Genomic DNA, 16719 nt, shown 5'->3' on the forward strand with positions numbered 1-16719 from the left:
CTTTATGATGAATGTATTAGTGGTCGACGATGATGCGATGGTCGCTGAGCTTAACCGTTGCTACATTGAACAGATCCCAGGGTTGACCTGCTGTGGTACCGCATCGACCTTACAGCAGGCCAAAGATCGATTACTACAAATCGAACCGCCTGTAGATCTCATCCTGCTGGATATCTACATGCAGCAGGAAAACGGACTGGATCTACTGACAGAGCTACGTCATTCTCACTATCCCGTGGATGTGATTATTATCTCGTCCGCAGCGGATGCAGCCACCATCAAAGCATCGCTTAACTATGGTGTGGTCGACTACCTGATCAAACCTTTCCAGTTCTCTCGTTTTGAGGAAGCATTAACCCACTGGCGACAGAAACGCTCGCAGATGGATAATCAGCAATATTACCAACAGGCGGAGCTTGATCGCTTAATTCATGGCCGTTCCAACCCCACTGAGCAAAAACGGCTGCCGAAAGGATTAACGCCGCAAACATTACGCACCTTATGCCAGTGGATTGATGAGCATCCCGACCGGGAGTTTTCCACCGATGAACTGGCCGCTGAGGTCAATATCTCGCGCGTCTCCTGTCGTAAATATCTTATCTGGCTGGCGGAAATTAATATTCTGTTCACCACCATTCATTACGGCGCCACCGGCAGGCCAGTTTACCGTTATCGCCTGCAGGCGGAATATCACTCCCTGCTAAAGCACTATTGCTAATACGCGCGGCCGGTAAAATTTCCCTTTTACCGGCCTGTCTATAAAGTGCAACCAGGCACGCCCTGATAAAACCAGTAACTTTATGCCAGTCAGTGATTATCCGGCGTAGCGCCTTCAACGACGATACGCGCAAAAAAGGGAAAGGCGCCAAGGGTAATCGGGACAATCGCTGCTGTGCTGCCGAGCGTGGTGCCAACCAGTAAACGCGTAAAGGGGATCAGCGCAATCAACAGCACCACAAACGGTAAGGCGCGTCCGGTGTTAACCAGCACATTGAGCAGCAATGAGACGCTGCGGTTAGGTAAAATGCCCTCTTTACGCGTCAGAAACAGCAGCACGCCGACTGGCAGGCCCAGCGCTATAGTAAACAGCGCGGCGATTAGCACCATATAGAGGTTTCTCCCGTGGCATTCAGCAGCAACTCCGACTCATAATTTGGGCAATGCTGCCGCTCTCCACCAGCTGGCCATGCTCCAGCAACGCCGCGCCGTGGCAAATACGTTTCACCACTGCCATTTCATGAGTAATCAGCACGATAGTAATGTTGAGCTTCTGCTGAATATCGGCCAACAAATCAAGAATCGATCCGGTGGTTTCCGGGTCGAGAGCGCTGGTCGCTTCGTCACACAACAAATAACGTGGCTGCGCCGCCAGCGCGCGCGCAATACCAACGCGTTGCTTCTGCCCGCCGGAAAGTTGCGATGGCCAGGCGCCAGCGAATGTTTCCAGCCCCACCAGCTGCAACAGCGCGTCTACCCGCTGACGCCGTTCTTTCGCGGCAACGCCGGCAATTTCCAGCGGCAAATCGATGTTGTCATGCACATTGCGCGAGTGCAGCAAATTGAAATGCTGAAATATCATGCCCATTTGCTGACGCTGACGGCGACGCCGGGAGCTGATAAATCGGCACCACCTTATCGAGCTGGGCGCCAAGGAAAAAGGCCATAGAGAGGCGCTGATGCGCCGCCTGCGGCGATACCACACGATGCACCGTGGCGCGCAGATAGCCATTGGTTGCCAGCTCCAGCAATTCCCCGATATTCACCACGAAGGAACCAGGCAGCGGCGACGCGGCAACCCAGTTATCGGGCATCACTTCCACTTCGAGGCCGGGTTGGTCATCCTGCAGCAGCAGCGTCAGGAAGCCGGAATCTTTATGGGCGCCAACGCCCTGACGGGATTCGCTATCCGTACGACCGGGATAGCGAATTAGCTTGATGTGTTCATTAGGATAGTCGCCATACAGGTTATCGAAGGCGTTACGCGGCAGATGTAGCGCTTCGGCAAAAGCGCGCAGCAACTCCAGCGCGACTTGGGTCATCGCCTGCTGCCATTGAGTAAGGATGCTTTGCAGTTCGGGCAAGGCGGACGGCCATTGATTCGGCCCCTGCATCCGTTGCCAGCTGGGGGAATCGGCGGTTCGGCGGTGATGGGCAACGCTTCCCGCTCGGCGCCGATATCAAATTGTTCACGAAAATCGGGCTGGCGGCGGGTGATTTCTACGCCGGCCAGATTGTAACCGCGAAAGTGCGGCGAGTTGGCCATGCTAACTTTTAGCTTCTCATCCTGCGGCAGGGCAAAAAAAGCGCGCGTAACGCGTTGTACGTTATCTAATAATTCACGATCAATGCCATGATTGATCAGATAAAAGAAACCGACGTCGCGCGCGGCCTGGCCCAGGTTTTCAAGCAATGCTGTGCGCTCGGCCCCTGCGCCCGATGATAAGTGGGCAAAATTAACGATCGGCAGCGTTAACGAATTCAACTTACTCATTATTAATGACCGGGTTGCAGAGAATAAAACAACATTGCCACTTCGTTAGCTGCTTAACTACGAAGTAATCCTGCTATCAATATGCAACCCGTAGAAATGAGTATATTCCGTTGTGCTTAGCGCCAGCCCAGCTCAGGCGCGACCTGAGTCAAAATCGCTTCCAGCACGTGCGCGCAATAGTCCACGCCCAGCTGGTTAGGGATCGTCAGCAACAGCGTATCCGCTTCGGCGATCGCCTCATCCTGTTTCAGTTGCGCAATCAGTTGTTCCGGCTCTGCGGCATAGCTGCGGCCAAAAATTGCCCGCGTTTTCTCATCCAGATAACCCACCTGATCGCCCTCCTGTCTGCTGGCGCCAAAGTAAGCGCGATCCTGTTCGTTAACTAACGGGAAAATGCTGCGGCTTACCGAAACCCGCGGTTTGCGTGCATGCCCAGCCTCCAGCCAGGCGGCGCGCCAGGCACGGATCTGCTTAGCCTGCTGAATATGAAACGCTTCGCCGGTTTCATCATCCTTCAGCGTGGAGCTCTGCAGATTCATCCCCAGCTTTGCCGCCCAGACCGCGGTGGCGTTGGAACCCGATCCCCACCAGATACGATCGCGCAGCCCTTCGGAAAAAGGCTCCGGTCGTAACAGCCCCGGCGGATTGGCAAACATCGGCTGCGGATTCGGTTTGGCAAATCCTTCGCCGCGCAGCACATCAAGCAATACTTCGCTATGACGTCGCCCCATATCCGCGTCGCTTTCCTCTTCCTGCGGCTGATAGCCGAAATAGCGCCAGCCATCAATCACCTGCTCTGGCGAACCACGGCTGATGCCCAGCTGCAGGCGGCCGCCGCTGATTAAATCGGCTACGCCCGCCTCTTCCGCCATATAAAACGGATTCTCATAGCGCATATCGATCACGCCAGTGCCGATTTCAATACGTCGCGTGCGCGCGCCCACTGCCGCCAGCAAGGGAAACGGCGCGCTAAGCTGACGGGCAAAGTGATGCACGCGGAAGTAAGCGCCGTCCGCTCCCAGGTCTTCCGCCGCCTCGGCCAGTTCGATCGATTGCTGCAGCGCATCAGCGGCGGTACGCGTTGCCGACTGGAACGACGGTCCCCAATGGCCAAATGACAGAAATCCAATTTTTTTCATGCTGTTGCCTTCTGTATAGATGCGGGTTAAGCGGCACGATTAGTGCGGCTTTTCATCCGTTAACTGTAGCGGCCCGTCAGTTGGAAAGCATCTTCTCTGGCGCGAGGAACAGGATTTTTAGCGGTAAAATTTGTTGTACAGCCACAGCCTGGCTATCTGTCATGAATATTTGACGGAGTGTAAAGCTTCCCTTACCCTGCGCGCACGAAGATGAAAGCGGAACCGGACATTCAGGGGAAAGCGTGAAGAACCGCATTTTTGGCAGTATTTTTCTTGTGGCTGGCACCACTATCGGCGCCGGCATGTTGGCGATGCCGTTGGCAGCCGCCGGTATCGGACCCGGCGTCACCCTGCTGTTGCTGGTCGGACTGTGGGCGTTAATGTGTTATACCGCGCTGCTGCTGGTAGAGGTTTATCAGCACGCCTCAGCGGATACCGGGCTGGGCACGCTTACCCAGCGTTATCTTGGCCGGCCGGGCCAGTGGCTGACCGGCTTTAGCATGCTGTTCTTGCTGTATGCCCTGACTGCCGCCTATATCAGCGGCGCGGGCGAATTACTGGCGACCAGCCTGAGCCAGTGGTTCTCTACTGAGATCTCCGCCAGCAGCGGCGTTTTACTGTTTACCCTGGTAGCGGGCAGTATTGTCTGCGTCGGCACCTCTATGGTGGATATGTTTAATCGCCTGTTATTCAGCGCCAAGATCATTTTGCTGGTAGTGATGCTGGGGCTGATGATGCCGCATATCCATCAAACCAACCTGCTGTCGCTGCCGCTGGAGAAAGGCCTGGTGCTGGCCGCCATTCCGGTGATCTTTACCTCGTTTGGCTTTCACGGCAGTGTGCCCAGCATTATCAGCTATCTGAACGGCGACCTGCGCAAGCTGCGCTGGGTGTTTATCACCGGCAGCGCGATCCCGCTGGTAGCCTATATCTTCTGGCAGCTGGCGACGCTCGGCGCTATCGATCAAACCGCCTTTAGCGCCCTGCTCGCCAGCCATGCCGGGCTGAATGGCCTGTTACAGGCGATTCGTGAGATTGTCGCTTCGCCGCACGTTGAGCTGGCGGTGCATCTGTTCGCCGATCTGGCGCTGGCCACCTCCTTTTTAGGCGTATCGCTGGGTCTGTTCGATTATCTGGCTGATATCTGCAAGCGTAACGCCAGCGTTACAGGGCGACTGCAAAGTGGACTGATGACCTTTCTGCCGCCGCTGCTGTTTGCTCTTTTCTATCCGCAGGGTTTTGTGTTGGCGCTGGGCTATGCCGGCGTGGCGCTGGCGGTGCTGGCGCTGATTATTCCCTCTCTGCTGGTATGGCGTAGCCGCCAGCGGCACGGCGCGGCGAATTATCACGTCGTGGGTGGCAAACCGGCTCTGCTGTTGGTGTTTCTCTGCGGTATCGGCGTCATCGTCATTCAGCTATTGATGGCGCTGGGCTGGCTGCCGGAAGTGGGATAAGAGATTTAATAAAAAACGGAGGCCTGGCCTCCGTTTTTGTCGGGCGTCAGGATTATTTATCCTTGCCGAAGCCCTGTTTTAATAGCGCCGGCAATACGTCCGGGAAGTAGATGTTTTTATAGTAGTTAGCTACGGTCTGGCTCCAGTTTTCGCCGCCGTCGCGCTTAATATCACGCCAGTGCTGCTCCAGTTGCTGGTTGAATTCGCCAATTTTCTCAACCATGCCTTCCGTCTGATATTTCTCTTCATGGCGGAACGTCGACATCGGCAGACGCGGCTTCAGATCGGCAGGACGATCGACATAGCCCAGCGCCAGGCCCACCAGCGGGAAGGTCAGCGGTGGCAGATCGAACAGTTCGATAAACTCCGCCGGGCTTCTTCTCATTCCGCCAATCGGCACCACACCCAGCCCCTGCGCATGGGCAGCTGCCATGGCAGATGCCAGTGCAATCCCGACGTCGGTGCTGCCGGAAACGATGCTTTCAATACTTTCATGCGCGATATGCTGCTCATCAATCAGATTCATTGCCTCACGCGTTTTATGCATATCCAGCACAAAGGTGATAAACACCGGCGCCTGTGCGATCCACGGCTGGCCGCCCGCCAGCTCGGCGATTTTCGCCCTGGTGGCTTTATCACGCGTAACGATCACCGAAACCTGTTGCGAGTGAACTGAGGTCGGGGCACGGTAAGCCGCCAGGATAATATTATCCAGAATGTCATCCGGGACGGCTTTATCCAGATAGCTGCGATCGCTGCGGTGATTAATAAGTGTGTCAATTACCGGATTCATGACTTTTCCCTTGTTATAAGATTCCGGCGAAGTGTAGAGGAGCGTGATTCTAGCGGCTTCGCACTCTGTGCCGCCGATGCTGTCAATACGCCCTCCCTGGCGCGCAATTTACGGCAGTTGCGGCCAAACGCCCGGCCCAATCGGCAGCCCAAGCAGATACCAGACCAGCAGCAGTGCGATCCAAGTGATAAAAAACACCAGCGGATAAGGGAATATCAGCACATTGCCGGCGGCACGCAAACCGCGGTTTTCCAGCGAGGTCAGCGCCGCCAGGCGCTCGCCGTTGCCCTCCTGCCACTGCGGCAGACGCGGCTCGACGAATTTATCGGTCAGAATTGCGCCGGCGAGAGTTAAAACAATCACCGAGGTGGCCATAAAGAACCAGTTATCAATCACACTAACATGCACGGTATCGCTGACCGCTTTTGCCGCTTCGGTGCTGATGCCGGACAGCAGCACATCGGTGGTCACGATAAGCAGGTTGGCGGTAAAACCAGAGGCAACCCCGGCAATCGCCGCCAGTAGCCCGGCGACGGGATGGCGACCCACCGCCAAAAAGATCAGCGCGCCAAGCGGCGGCATTACCACCAGCGCAGCATCAGAGGAGATATGACTGAAAAAAGCGATAAACAGCACCATATAACTGGCATAACGCCGACTGACCCGCGAAGCCAGCTTAACCATCAGCGCCTGCAACAGCCCCACCTTCTCCGCCAGACCGGCGCCGATAACCAGCGCCAGAATCGAGCCCAGCGGGGTAAAATTGCTGAAATTTTTAATAATATTCGGCAGGATCCACTGTAAACCGGCAATGCTCATTAGGTTATTGACGCGCACCATTTCGCCATTGGTCGGGTTTTTCACCGCCAGATCAAAGCTGCTAATAATGGCGGTGGCGACCATCAGCACCAGAATCAGATAAACAAACAACAAAAAGGGGTTCGGCACCTTATTGCCGATGCGCTCAATCCAACTGAATACCTTCCCGGGGCTAGGGTTCTCCGATGTCGCTTCCATCGTTATGTCCTCGTTTATGTTGTATTTGCATGATGTTCTTTTTTTATCGGTCCGCGCCTGCTGGCGCGGTCGCGGCTCAGTTGGCCAGTTTTGAAGGCTTTACGCCTTCCGGGACAGGACAAATATAAGGTTGCGCGCTGCGTACCCGGGCAGCGCGGTATGCCGTCAGCGCGGCAGACCAAAATGTTGCAAGTAGCGTGCCATCACCGCCTCCAGCGTGCGGTTCGGAACATAGTCAGAGCAGGCTTTATCAAAGCGCACCGTGAGCTGCGTATCGGTCATCAGCGCTGCCCCTTCGGCTACCCTGATCACGCGCTGATAGATTGTCTGCGCCTGGGGCAACTCTGGTGCACGGATCAGATAGAGCACCTCAGCATCCGCCTGCACTACATTGGGCGATACGCCGCCGCTGTTAGTGACGGCATAGTGCAGACGCGCTTCCGGGACAATATGCTCACGCAGAAAATTCGCGCCGGTATTCAATCCGCATTCATTGGCCGCCTCCAAACTGCGCCTGATTAAGCGCCAGCGTCGCCAGGGTTTTAACGGCGGTCGCCATCACCTGCTCATTAAAGTCGAACCTGGCGTTGTGATGACCGGCCGCCAGATCACAGCCGAAAATCAGATAGGTTGCCTGGCCGCCGCGCTGCTTCACGCGCTCCATCATGTAGGTGGCATCTTCCGAGCCTGCCGCCTGGGCGGTGCGATCGATTACCGAATTGAACTCACCGAGCGCGACCGCCTGCTGATGAATAAAATCGACCCAGGGCTGCGTCGGGGTGCAACTGCGCGCTGCGCCCATCAGTTTCACTTGATACTCCACGCCATACATCGCCGCTGCGCCAGCAATAACCCGTAACGCCTGCTGGTAAATATCATCATTCACCTGATTGCTGACGCCGCGCGTTTCCAGTTTCATCAGGGCCGTATCCGCCACGACATTGCGTCCGCTACCGGCCTGCAATACGCCAACGTTAATCCGTGCCACGCCGCCGCTGTGCTGCGGCAGGCTATACAGCCCTAATGTGGCCTGCGCCGCGGCCAGTAGCGCGTTACGCCCCGCTTCCGGCTTGCCGCCCGCATGGGCGCCGACACCGGTAAAATGCACATCCAGCTTGGTGGTGGCCAGAAAGCTGTCGTTGCCGCACACCAGTTCGCCCGCCGGGACGCCGGTGCCGAGGTGAATGGCGGTAAAGAGATCGACATCATCAACCACGCCCGCTTCCACCATCGCTTTTGCGCCGCGCACGCCCTCTTCGGCTGGCTGAAAAATCAGTTTAATGACACCGGACAGCTGCACCTTCATCGCCATCACCACGGTGGCAAGGCCAAGGCCGATGGTTGTATGGCCATCGTGCGCGCAGGCATGCATCATGCCGGGATTGCAGGAACCGAAACCTTCGCGCTGCGGCAGATGATCCGCCGCCTGACTTTCATTGAGATCGAGCGCATCCATATCGACGCGAAAGCCCATTACCGGACCGGGGCGGCCGGTATCCAGCGTGGCGACAATACCGCAAAAACCGCCGGAGAAATGTGGCAGCCACTGCGCCAGCGCGCCCTGAGCGAGCGCCCGTGCCTCCTGCTGCCGTAGCGTTTCCGCATCCGGCAAGCCCATGCGCGCCTCGGCGGCAATCACTTCACGTCCCAACTGCAGCTGATAACCCAGCTGACGTAACTCTTCAGCTACCAGAGTGGCGGTGCGGAATTCCAGCCAGCCAGATTCAGCAAAGCGATGCAGATCGCGGCGCCAGTTTTGCAGCTTCGGCACCAGCACGCTGACGTGATCGGAGAGGGTTTTCATCGGAGAGGGTTTTCATCAGGATATCCTTACTGTTGGTTTTTTATGCGCTGGTTCGAATTTACACAACGCCCTGCGGCAACGTAAGATGCCAAAACCTTGCTCCTGATAAACAATGGTTATCAACCAAACGATGTCAGCAAACCTTAAACTTCATCAGTTGCGCGCTTTTGTTCAGGTGGCGCGTCAGGGCAGCATTCGTGCCGCCAGCCGCATCTCCGGGCTTTCCCAGCCGGCTCTTACTAAATCGATTCAGGAGCTGGAGCTGTTTTTGGGCGCGCGCCTGTTTATCCGTCGGCAGCAGGGCGTGGTGCTTACCGATATGGGTGATAACTTTTTTCGGCATGCCAGTCTGGTGCTGGAGGAATTACGCGTGGCTCAGGAGGATATTCAGCAGCGGCTGGGGCTGGCGGGCGGTCAGGTAAATATCGGTGTGGGCGGCAGCGTGGCGCGCACGCTGATGCCGCAGGTCATCACCCAGTTTCATCGGGAATATCCGTTGGTAAAAGTGCGCATCGTTGAGGGGCAACTGGTCTCAATGATCCCGGAGTTGCGTCAGGGAGAACTGGATTTTACTATCAGCACCTACGATCGTAGCCATCTCGATCAGGAGTTAACCTGCGAACGGCTGATGCAGCGCAAATATAAAGTGGCGGTACGCAAAGGCCATCCGATGGAGAAGGCGCGATCGCTGGCTGAGCTACAACAGTGTGAATGGACGATGCCGACGCCCCGGGGCAGCTATTATCGTCTGCTGCATGACATGTTCGCTGAGCGCGGCATAGCGCCCAATATTGTGGTGACGTGTGAAACCTTTATGGCCTGCGTCAGCCTGGTGGCGAAAAGTGATTTCGTCACCATCCTTTCCGTCGATGTGCTGGATGATCCGCTGTTAAGTCAACATCTGACGGCGCTGGAGCTGGACGAGCCGCTGCCACAGGCGACCTTTTACCTTATCCAGCGTAAGGATACCGCCCTTACGCCGATGAGCGCGCATATGGCTCAGCTGTTTCGCCGCTCCTGTCAGCGCTGAACCCGGCAAAATTAAAACCTGCAGATAGCGGTGAAAAAGCGGCCACAGGCCAGCTTGTCAGGCGCTGCGAAAGTTGCTGTTTATAAAAGCGTTAGGAGAACCAGTCGCTTTCAGGGCCAGCAATAACCGGATAAAAAATATCCATACAGCCTATATGGATATTGCTTTCCAGGTAATCTTTACTAACTTTAATAACGAGTTCCTGTGTAACCCTTTTTGCTGTAGACGCTTTTCGTCGTCCGGCACCGCTTCATTGCCACGGTGCCGGATTTTTTTATGTTCTAGCGGCGAGCCCGCACCAGCTGGTAACGGCGGGTAAAGTATTCAAACGGCGCGCTCCAGACGTGAACCAGACGGGTGAAAGGAAAGATCAGGAAAATCGTCATCCCCAGCACCAGATGAACGCGATAAATCCATTCAACCCCATCCAGCCAGGTAGAAGCGTTACCCTGGAAGGTTACTACCGACTGTGCCCAGCCCACCAGTTTCATCATTCCCACGCCGTCCAGGTGGCGTAGCGAGAACAGAATAGAGGTCAGGCCGAGGATCAGCTGCGTCATCAAAATCCCCAGAATCACAATATCAGCCCGGCTTGAGGTGGCACGCACGCGTGGATTAAACATGCGGCGTTTCAGCAGCATTAACCCGCCCACCAGCGCCATCAGGCCAAAGACCCCGCCGGCGATCATCGCCAGTTTCTGCTTGGTGGCGATCTCCAGGAACGGTTCATAGACCCAGTGCGGCGTCAGCAGGCCAAACAGATGACCGAAGAAAATGCCGATAATCCCGATATGGAACAGGTTCGAGGCCAGACGGAAGTTGCCTTTATCCAGCATCTGACTGGATCCGGCGCGCCAGGTGTACTGCCCATAGTCATAACGTAACCAGCTGCCGATCAGAAACACCGTCCCGCACAGATAGGGATAGATATCGAAAAAGAAGATGTTCAGATAGTGCATTATTTCGATCCTCCGGCTGACAAATCCAGATATTGCGGGATGGGCTGCTGCTGAAAACGCTGCTGATGCGCTTTTTCCAGTGAGGTGTCGCACGCCTGCGCCCGGTCGTCGATAAATTTTATTTGCGCCTCTTCCCATACGGCATCCAGCGCCTGGCGGGTATCGTCGCGCGGCTCTTTGCTGACCTGTCCGGCCACGCTGCTGCTGCGCAGCGGACTGCCCGCCCAGATCAGCAGCGTATCGAACAGCTGGCTAAAAGCGCTGGCGCGCTGCTGTAGCCGCCCGCCAATCAGCGCCAAAATCGGCGCCACATCCAACAGCCCTTCGCGCGCCGCCATCTCTGGCTGCTGGCTCAGATACTCCAGATAAAGCGGCAAATAGTCCGGCAGCTCGCGGCAGTCCAGCAGCAGCCCCGCCTGCTCATACTGCGCCAGCAAATTGACCATCGCCTGGCCGCGATCGCGTGATTCGCCATGTACATGCTCAAACAGCAGCAGCGAGGTGGCGCAGCCGCGATCGAAAGTTTCACACCACTCCGACTGCCGATCCAGCAGCTCGCCGCTGAGCCAGTGGCTGGCAAACGACTGCAGCATTGGCGCCTGCTGCGCCACCAGCGCTTTCAGCTCCTCCCTCTCCTCCCACAGCGTCTTATCCGGGTACTCCAGCAGCAGGGCAATCACTTTAAGCATCAGCATTATTCGCCCTCCGCCCGGTGGGTGATATTGATGGCATCGATGCGGCGGCTATTGAACAGGTTGAATTTGCTGTCGCTGCCATGGCAGCCGTCGCCAAAGGTAAAGCCGCAGCCGTTGCGCTCCGGGAAAGCGTCCGCCGCCAGCTCGCGATGGCTGGTGGGGATCACGAAGCGATCCTCATAGTTGGCGATGGCCAAATAGCGATACATCTCTTCCACCTGCGCCACGCTCAGGCCAACCTGCTCAATGGCGCGGGTATCGGTCTCGCCATCCACCGTTTGCGCGCGCTTGTAATGGCGCATCGCCATCATTCTTTTCAGTGCCCGCAGCACCGGCGCGGTATCGCCAGCGCTCAGCAGGTTCGCCAGGTATTGCACCGGAATGCGCAGCGTTTCCACCGCCGGCAGCGCGCCATCCATCGGCAGCGCGCCCGCGTCAGCCACCGACTGAATCGGCGACAAGGGCGGCACGTACCAGACCATCGGCAAGGTACGGTATTCAGGGTGCAGCGGCAGCGCCAGTTTCCAGTCCATCGCCAGCTTCCAGACCGGCGATTTTTGCGCCGCGTCCAGCACGTTTTCCGGGATGCCCTGCGCCAGCGCTTCCGCAATCACTTCCGGGTCATTGGGATCCAAAAACACGTCAAGCTGACGCTCATAGAGATCGGTTTCATGCTCGGTGCTGGCGGCATCGGCAATGCGGTCGGCGTCATACAGCACCACGCCAAGATAGCGGATACGGCCAACGCAGGTTTCTGAACAGACGGTCGGCATGCCGGATTCGATACGTGGATAACAAAAAATGCACTTCTCCGATTTCCCGCTTTTCCAGTTAAAGTAGATTTTTTTGTAGGGGCAGCCGCTGATGCACAGGCGCCAGCCGCGGCAGCGGTCCTGATCAATCAGTACGATGCCGTCCTCTTCGCGCTTATAGATAGCGCCGCTGGGACAGGTAGCCACGCAGCTGGGGTTCAGGCAGTGTTCGCACAGGCGCGGCAGATACATCATAAAGGTGTTTTCAAACTGGCCGTACATCTCCTTCTGCATCGCCACGAAGTTGCTGTCCTGCGAGCGCATACTGAATTCGCCGCCAAGAATCTCTTCCCAGTTCGGTCCCCACTCCACCTTTTTCATGCGCTGCCCGCTGATCAGCGAACGCGGGCGGGCGATCGGCTGATATTTACCCTCTTTGGCGTTATGCAGATGCTGATAGTCAAAGCTGAACGGCTCGTAGTAATCATCAATGCCCGGCACTTCCGGGTTAGCGAAGATTTTAGCCATGACGCCCGCTTTGCCGCCCAGCCTTGGCTCCAGCTTGCCGTTGATTTTACGGATCCAGCCGCCCTTCCATTTGTCCTGATCTTCCCAGGCTTTGGGATAGCCGATGCCCGGCTTGGTTTCCACATTATTAAACCAGGCGTATTCCATGCCTTCGCGTCCGGTCCAGACGTTTTTACAGGTAACGGAGCAGGTATGACAGCCAATGCATTTGTCGAGATTCATCACCATCCCGACCTGTGAACGTATTTTCATTGCGCTTCCCCCTGCACCTGGTCCTGGCCTTCGCCATCCAGCCAGTTGATGTTTTTCATTTTGCGGATCATGATGAACTCGTCGCGGTTAGAGCCGACGGTGCCGTAATAGTTAAAGCTGTAGGCCAGATGTGCATAGCCGCCGATCATATGGGTGGGTTTCGGGCAGATGCGGGTCACGGAGTTATGGAAGCCGCCGCGAATGCCGGTTACCTCCGAACCGGGGATATTGGTGATGCGCTCCTGCGCGTGATACATCATGGTGGAGCCAGGCTTCACGCGCTGGCTCACCACCGCGCGACAGGTCAGCGCACCGTTGGCGTTAAACACCTCTACCCAGTCGTTATCCTTGATCCGTAGCTCACGCGCGTCATCCTCGCTCATCCAGATAATCGGTCCGCCGCGCGACATGGTCAGCATCAGCAGGTTTTCGCTGTAGGTAGAGTGAATGCCCCATTTCTGATGCGGCGTCAGGAAGTTCAGCGCCTTTTCCGGGAAACCGTTCGACGGAATATGCTGTAGCTGGGTGACGCTTCGCGTATCAATCGGCGGACGATAGGAGACCAGGCTTTCGCCAAAAGCGCGCATCCACGGATGATCCTGATAAAGCTGCTGACGTCCGGAAAGCGTGCGCCACGGAATCAGCTCATGCACGTTGGTATAGCTGGAGTTATAAGAGACATGCTCATCCTCCAGGCCGGACCAGGTGGGACTGGAGATAATTTTGCGCGGCTGCGCCTGAATATCGCGGAAGCGGATTTTCTCCTCTTCTTTGCGGCGCGCCAGATGGGTATGTTCGCGGCCAGTGATCTCGCCCAGCGCTTCCCAGGCTTTTACCGCCACCTGGCCATTGGTCTCTGGCGCCAGCGTCAGGATCATCTCCGCCGCGTCGATAGCGCTGTTGATCATCGGCTGCCCTTTCGCCGGGCCATCCGCCTTCACATAGTTCAACTTACGCAGCAGCTCGACCTCATTGGCCGTCTGCCAGTTAATCCCCTTGCCGCCGTTACCGATGCTCTCCAGCAGGGGGCCAACCGAGGTAAAGCGCTCCCAGGTGGCCGGATAGTCGCGTTCAACCGTGATGATATTGGGCGCGGTTTTGCCGGGGATCAGATCGCACTCGCCTTTATGCCACTCTTTGATGTCGTAGGGCTGGGCCAGTTCGGCGGGCGAATCGTGCTGAATCGGCTGCAGCACGACATCGGTTTCCTTGCCCAGATGGCCCACACAGAGCGTGGAGAAGGTTTTAGCGATATCTTTATAGATCTCCCAGTCCGAGCGCGACTCCCAGACCGGATCGACCGCGGCAGAAAGCGGATGAATAAACGGATGCATATCCGTGGTGTTCATATCATCCTTCTCATACCAGGAGGCGGTCGGCAGCACCACGTCCGAGTAGAGACAGGTGGTGGACATGCGAAAATCGAGCGTTACCAGCAGATCCAGCTTGCCCTCCAGCGCCTGGGTCTGCCATTCCACCTCTTCCGGGATAGCATCGCCCTTGCCCACGCACTCTTCCCCCTGAATGCCGCTGTCGGTGCCCAGCAGATATTTCAGCAGGTACTCATGGCCCTTGCCGGAGGACCCGAGCAGATTGGATCGCCAGATAAACAGATTACGCGGATGGTTATTGCCGTCGTCCGGCTGTTCACAGGCGAAGCGCAGTTTGCCGCTTTTCAACGCGTCGACGGTGTAATCCACCGGCGACTGTCCCGCCTCTTTCGCCAGCCCGGCGAGGCGCAGCGGGTTGGTGTTCAGCTGCGGCGCCGAAGGCAGCCAGCCCATACGCTCGGCGCGGACATTGAAATCGATCAGCTGGCCGGTGAATTTTTGTTTCTGAGCGATAGGCGACAGCAGCTCGCCGATGCTCAGTTTCTCAAAACGCCACTGGCTGGCATGCGCGTAAAAATAAGAGGTGCTGTTCATCTGACGCGGCGGCCGCGCCCAGTCCAGCGCAAAGGCCAGCGGCATCCAGCCAGTTTGCGGCCGCAGCTTCTCCTGGCCGACATAGTGCGCCCAGCCGCCGCCGGTTTGCCCTACGCAGCCGCAAAAGACCAGCATGTTAATCAGGCCGCGGTAGTTCATATCCATGTGGTACCAGTGGTTGAGACCGGCACCGACGATAATCATTGAGCGCCCACGCGTTTTATGGGCGGTCTCGGCGAACTCGCGCGCGATATGTTCCAGGTTTTTACGCGGCACGCCGCTGATCTGCTCCGCCCAGGCAGGCGTATAGGCCTTGATATCATCGTAGCTTTGCGCGCAGTTGGCATCGTCCATCCCGCGATCCAGCCCGTAATTCGCCAGCATCAAATCGTATACCGTCACCACGCGTCCAGCGCTGCCGTCCGCCAGGGTAATATGCTTCACCGGTAGCTGATGCAGCAGCACCGGCTCTTGCTTCACATGACGGAAGTTAGGGTTTTCGTTACCGCCATAGTAGGGAAAGGCGACTGAGACCACCTCGTCGCGATCGTCAATCAACGAGAGGCGCAGTTCTACCTCGCTGCCTGCCGCCTGCGGCTCCAGGTTCCATTTCCCCTTTTCGCCCCAGCGGAAACCGATGGATCCGTTTGGCACCACCAGATCGCCGCTGGCGCTCAGGGCCACGGTTTTCCAGTCCGGATTATTGGCTTCGCCCAGCGCATCGGTGAGATCGGCGGCGCGCAGCAGCCGGCCCGATGTGTAATAGCCGCTTTCATCTGGCTCCAGCAGCACCAGCATCGGCATATCGGTATAGCGCCGCGCATAGCTGAGAAAATATTCGCTGGGGTTATTCAGATGGAACTCTTTCAGGATCACATGGCCCATCGCCATCGCCAGCGCGCTGTCGGTCCCCTGTTTCGGCGACAGCCACTGATCGCACAGCTTGGCGACTTCTGAATAGTCCGGGCTAATGGCGATGGTTTTGGTGCCTTTGTAACGCACTTCGGTAAAGAAATGGGCATCTGGCGTACGGGTCTGCGGTACGTTTGACCCCCAGGCGATGATATAGCTGGAGTTATACCAGTCGGCCGATTCCGGCACGTCGGTCTGTTCGCCCCAGGTCATCGGCGAGGCGGGCGGCAAATCGCAGTACCAGTCATAAAAGCTCAGACTGGTGGCGCCAATCAGCGAAAGATAGCGCGTGCCGGCAGCGTAGGAGATCATCGACATCGCCGGGATGGGTGAAAAACCAGCGACGCGATCGGGGCCGCAGTGCTTAATGGTCCAGATATTGGCGGCGGCGATCAGCGTATTCAGCTCTTTCCAGTCAGAGCGGATAAAGCCGCCGTGCCCGCGCGCCTGTTTATAACTGCGGCTTTTTTCCGGATCGGTGACAATGGCGTTCCAGGCCAGCACCGGATCGCCATGCTGCGCCAGCGCCTCGCGCCACAGTTCCACCAGCCGTCTGCGCACCAGCGGATATTTCAGCCGGTTGGCGCTGTAGATATACCAGGAGTAGCTGGCGCCGCGTGGGCAGCCGCGCGGCTCATGGTTAGGTAAATCGGGACGGGTGCGCGGATAGTCGGTCTGCTGCGTTTCCCAGGTGACCAGCCCATTTTTGACATAAATTTTCCAGCTACAGGAGCCGGTACAGTTTACGCCGTGGGTCGATCTTACGATTTTGTCGTACTGCCAGCGCTGGCGATAGCTGTCTTCCCAATCGCGGTTGCTGTTCATCAACTGCCCGTGTCCATCCGAGAAGGAGTCGCTTTTCTGGCGGAAATAGCGAAACTTGTCCACTAGCTTGCTCATTACCCACTCCTGGCAGAGAGTTTCCCTGCGGTTACATGGCTCAAATTGCACAACCTGAAAAACAGGTC

At 56.9% G+C, this 16719-nt stretch carries 10 protein-coding genes and 5 pseudogenes; 3 read left to right on the forward strand and 12 right to left on the reverse strand.

Annotation, left to right across the window (positions count from 1 at the left end):
- The first annotated feature begins 4 nt into the window (after window positions 1-4).
- Window positions 5-718, forward strand: a complete 714-nt coding sequence (gene dcuR, locus K6958_RS10430) for a two-component system response regulator DcuR (protein ID WP_249891055.1) — start codon at window positions 5-7, stop codon at window positions 716-718.
- Window positions 719-837: 119 nt separating this feature from the next.
- On the opposite strand, the pseudogene K6958_RS10435 reads toward dcuR, so the two are convergent.
- The 4 genes and pseudogenes from K6958_RS10435 to K6958_RS10450 all read right to left on the reverse strand — a co-directional run.
- Window positions 838-1136, reverse strand: a pseudogene (locus K6958_RS10435) (metal ABC transporter permease); the annotation flags it as partial.
- A gap of 5 nt (window positions 1137-1141) precedes the next feature.
- A pseudogene (locus K6958_RS10440) lies at window positions 1142-1603 on the reverse strand (methionine ABC transporter ATP-binding protein); the annotation flags it as partial.
- A pseudogene (locus tag K6958_RS10445) lies at window positions 1575-2482 on the reverse strand (isopenicillin N synthase family dioxygenase); the annotation flags it as partial. The pseudogenes K6958_RS10440 and K6958_RS10445, both read right to left, overlap by 29 nt.
- Window positions 2483-2607: 125 nt before the next feature.
- Complete coding sequence (locus K6958_RS10450; RefSeq protein ID WP_249891057.1) at window positions 2608-3630, reverse strand: LLM class flavin-dependent oxidoreductase; 1023 nt, start codon at window positions 3628-3630, stop codon at window positions 2608-2610.
- 242 nt (window positions 3631-3872) lie between these two features.
- On the opposite strand from K6958_RS10450, the gene tyrP reads away from it, so the two are divergent.
- Window positions 3873-5084, forward strand: coding sequence for a tyrosine transporter TyrP (gene tyrP / locus K6958_RS10455; protein ID WP_249891058.1), 1212 nt, complete (start codon window positions 3873-3875; stop codon window positions 5082-5084).
- A 52-nt stretch (window positions 5085-5136) separates the two neighbouring features.
- Here the strand turns inward: tyrP and K6958_RS10460 are convergent, their stop codons facing one another.
- From K6958_RS10460 to K6958_RS10475, 4 genes and pseudogenes are all read right to left on the reverse strand, one after another.
- Window positions 5137-5877, reverse strand: coding sequence for a nitroreductase family protein (locus K6958_RS10460; RefSeq protein WP_249891059.1), 741 nt, complete (start codon window positions 5875-5877; stop codon window positions 5137-5139).
- A gap of 162 nt (window positions 5878-6039) precedes the next feature.
- Window positions 6040-6894: pseudogene (locus K6958_RS10465) on the reverse strand (AbgT family transporter); the annotation flags it as partial.
- 171 nt (window positions 6895-7065) lie between these two features.
- Window positions 7066-7377, reverse strand: a pseudogene (locus tag K6958_RS10470) (amidohydrolase); the annotation flags it as partial.
- A gap of 7 nt (window positions 7378-7384) precedes the next feature.
- Window positions 7385-8698, reverse strand: coding sequence for an amidohydrolase (locus K6958_RS10475; RefSeq protein WP_249891061.1), 1314 nt, complete (start codon window positions 8696-8698; stop codon window positions 7385-7387).
- A 130-nt stretch (window positions 8699-8828) separates the two neighbouring features.
- Between K6958_RS10475 and K6958_RS10480 the strand changes: the two genes are divergently transcribed.
- Window positions 8829-9728 (forward strand): LysR family transcriptional regulator, encoded by a 900-nt coding sequence (locus K6958_RS10480; protein WP_249891062.1) that lies wholly within the window; start codon window positions 8829-8831, stop codon window positions 9726-9728.
- 281 nt (window positions 9729-10009) lie between these two features.
- Here K6958_RS10480 and narI read toward each other — a convergent pair whose 3' ends face one another.
- The 4 genes from narI to K6958_RS10500 are packed head-to-tail and all read right to left on the reverse strand — an operon-like array spanning window position 10010 to window position 16651.
- Window positions 10010-10690 (reverse strand): respiratory nitrate reductase subunit gamma, encoded by a 681-nt coding sequence (gene narI / locus K6958_RS10485; protein ID WP_249894662.1) that lies wholly within the window; start codon window positions 10688-10690, stop codon window positions 10010-10012.
- Entirely contained in the window at window positions 10687-11382 is a 696-nt protein-coding gene (narJ, locus tag K6958_RS10490; protein ID WP_249891063.1) for a nitrate reductase molybdenum cofactor assembly chaperone, read from the reverse strand. Before narJ ends, narI begins: the two co-directional genes overlap by 4 nt.
- Window positions 11382-12914, reverse strand: a complete 1533-nt coding sequence (gene narH, locus K6958_RS10495; protein ID WP_249891064.1) for a nitrate reductase subunit beta — start codon at window positions 12912-12914, stop codon at window positions 11382-11384. The genes narJ and narH overlap by 1 nt, the downstream gene beginning before the upstream one ends.
- Window positions 12911-16651, reverse strand: a complete 3741-nt coding sequence (locus K6958_RS10500; RefSeq protein WP_249891065.1) for a nitrate reductase subunit alpha — start codon at window positions 16649-16651, stop codon at window positions 12911-12913. The genes narH and K6958_RS10500 overlap by 4 nt, the downstream gene beginning before the upstream one ends.
- Between the last annotated feature and the right edge of the window lie 68 nt (window positions 16652-16719).

Origin of the sequence: Mixta hanseatica (assembly GCF_023517775.1) — a bacterium.
GTDB lineage: Bacteria > Pseudomonadota > Gammaproteobacteria > Enterobacterales > Enterobacteriaceae > Mixta > Mixta hanseatica.

Excerpts from the sequence above, each read along its gene's own strand:
- dcuR (WP_249891055.1), top strand. The coding sequence starts at position 5 with ATGATGAATGTATTAGTGGTCGACGATGATGCGATGGTCGCTGAGCTT.
- K6958_RS10450 (WP_249891057.1), bottom strand. The coding sequence starts at position 3,630 with ATGAAAAAAATTGGATTTCTGTCATTTGGCCATTGGGGACCGTCGTTC.
- K6958_RS10460 (WP_249891059.1), bottom strand. The coding sequence starts at position 5,877 with ATGAATCCGGTAATTGACACACTTATTAATCACCGCAGCGATCGCAGC.
- K6958_RS10475 (WP_249891061.1), bottom strand. The coding sequence starts at position 8,698 with ATGAAAACCCTCTCCGATCACGTCAGCGTGCTGGTGCCGAAGCTGCAA.
- K6958_RS10480 (WP_249891062.1), top strand. The coding sequence starts at position 8,829 with ATGTCAGCAAACCTTAAACTTCATCAGTTGCGCGCTTTTGTTCAGGTG.
- narJ (WP_249891063.1), bottom strand. The coding sequence starts at position 11,382 with ATGCTGATGCTTAAAGTGATTGCCCTGCTGCTGGAGTACCCGGATAAG.
- narH (WP_249891064.1), bottom strand. The coding sequence starts at position 12,914 with ATGAAAATACGTTCACAGGTCGGGATGGTGATGAATCTCGACAAATGC.
- K6958_RS10500 (WP_249891065.1), bottom strand. The coding sequence starts at position 16,651 with ATGAGCAAGCTAGTGGACAAGTTTCGCTATTTCCGCCAGAAAAGCGAC.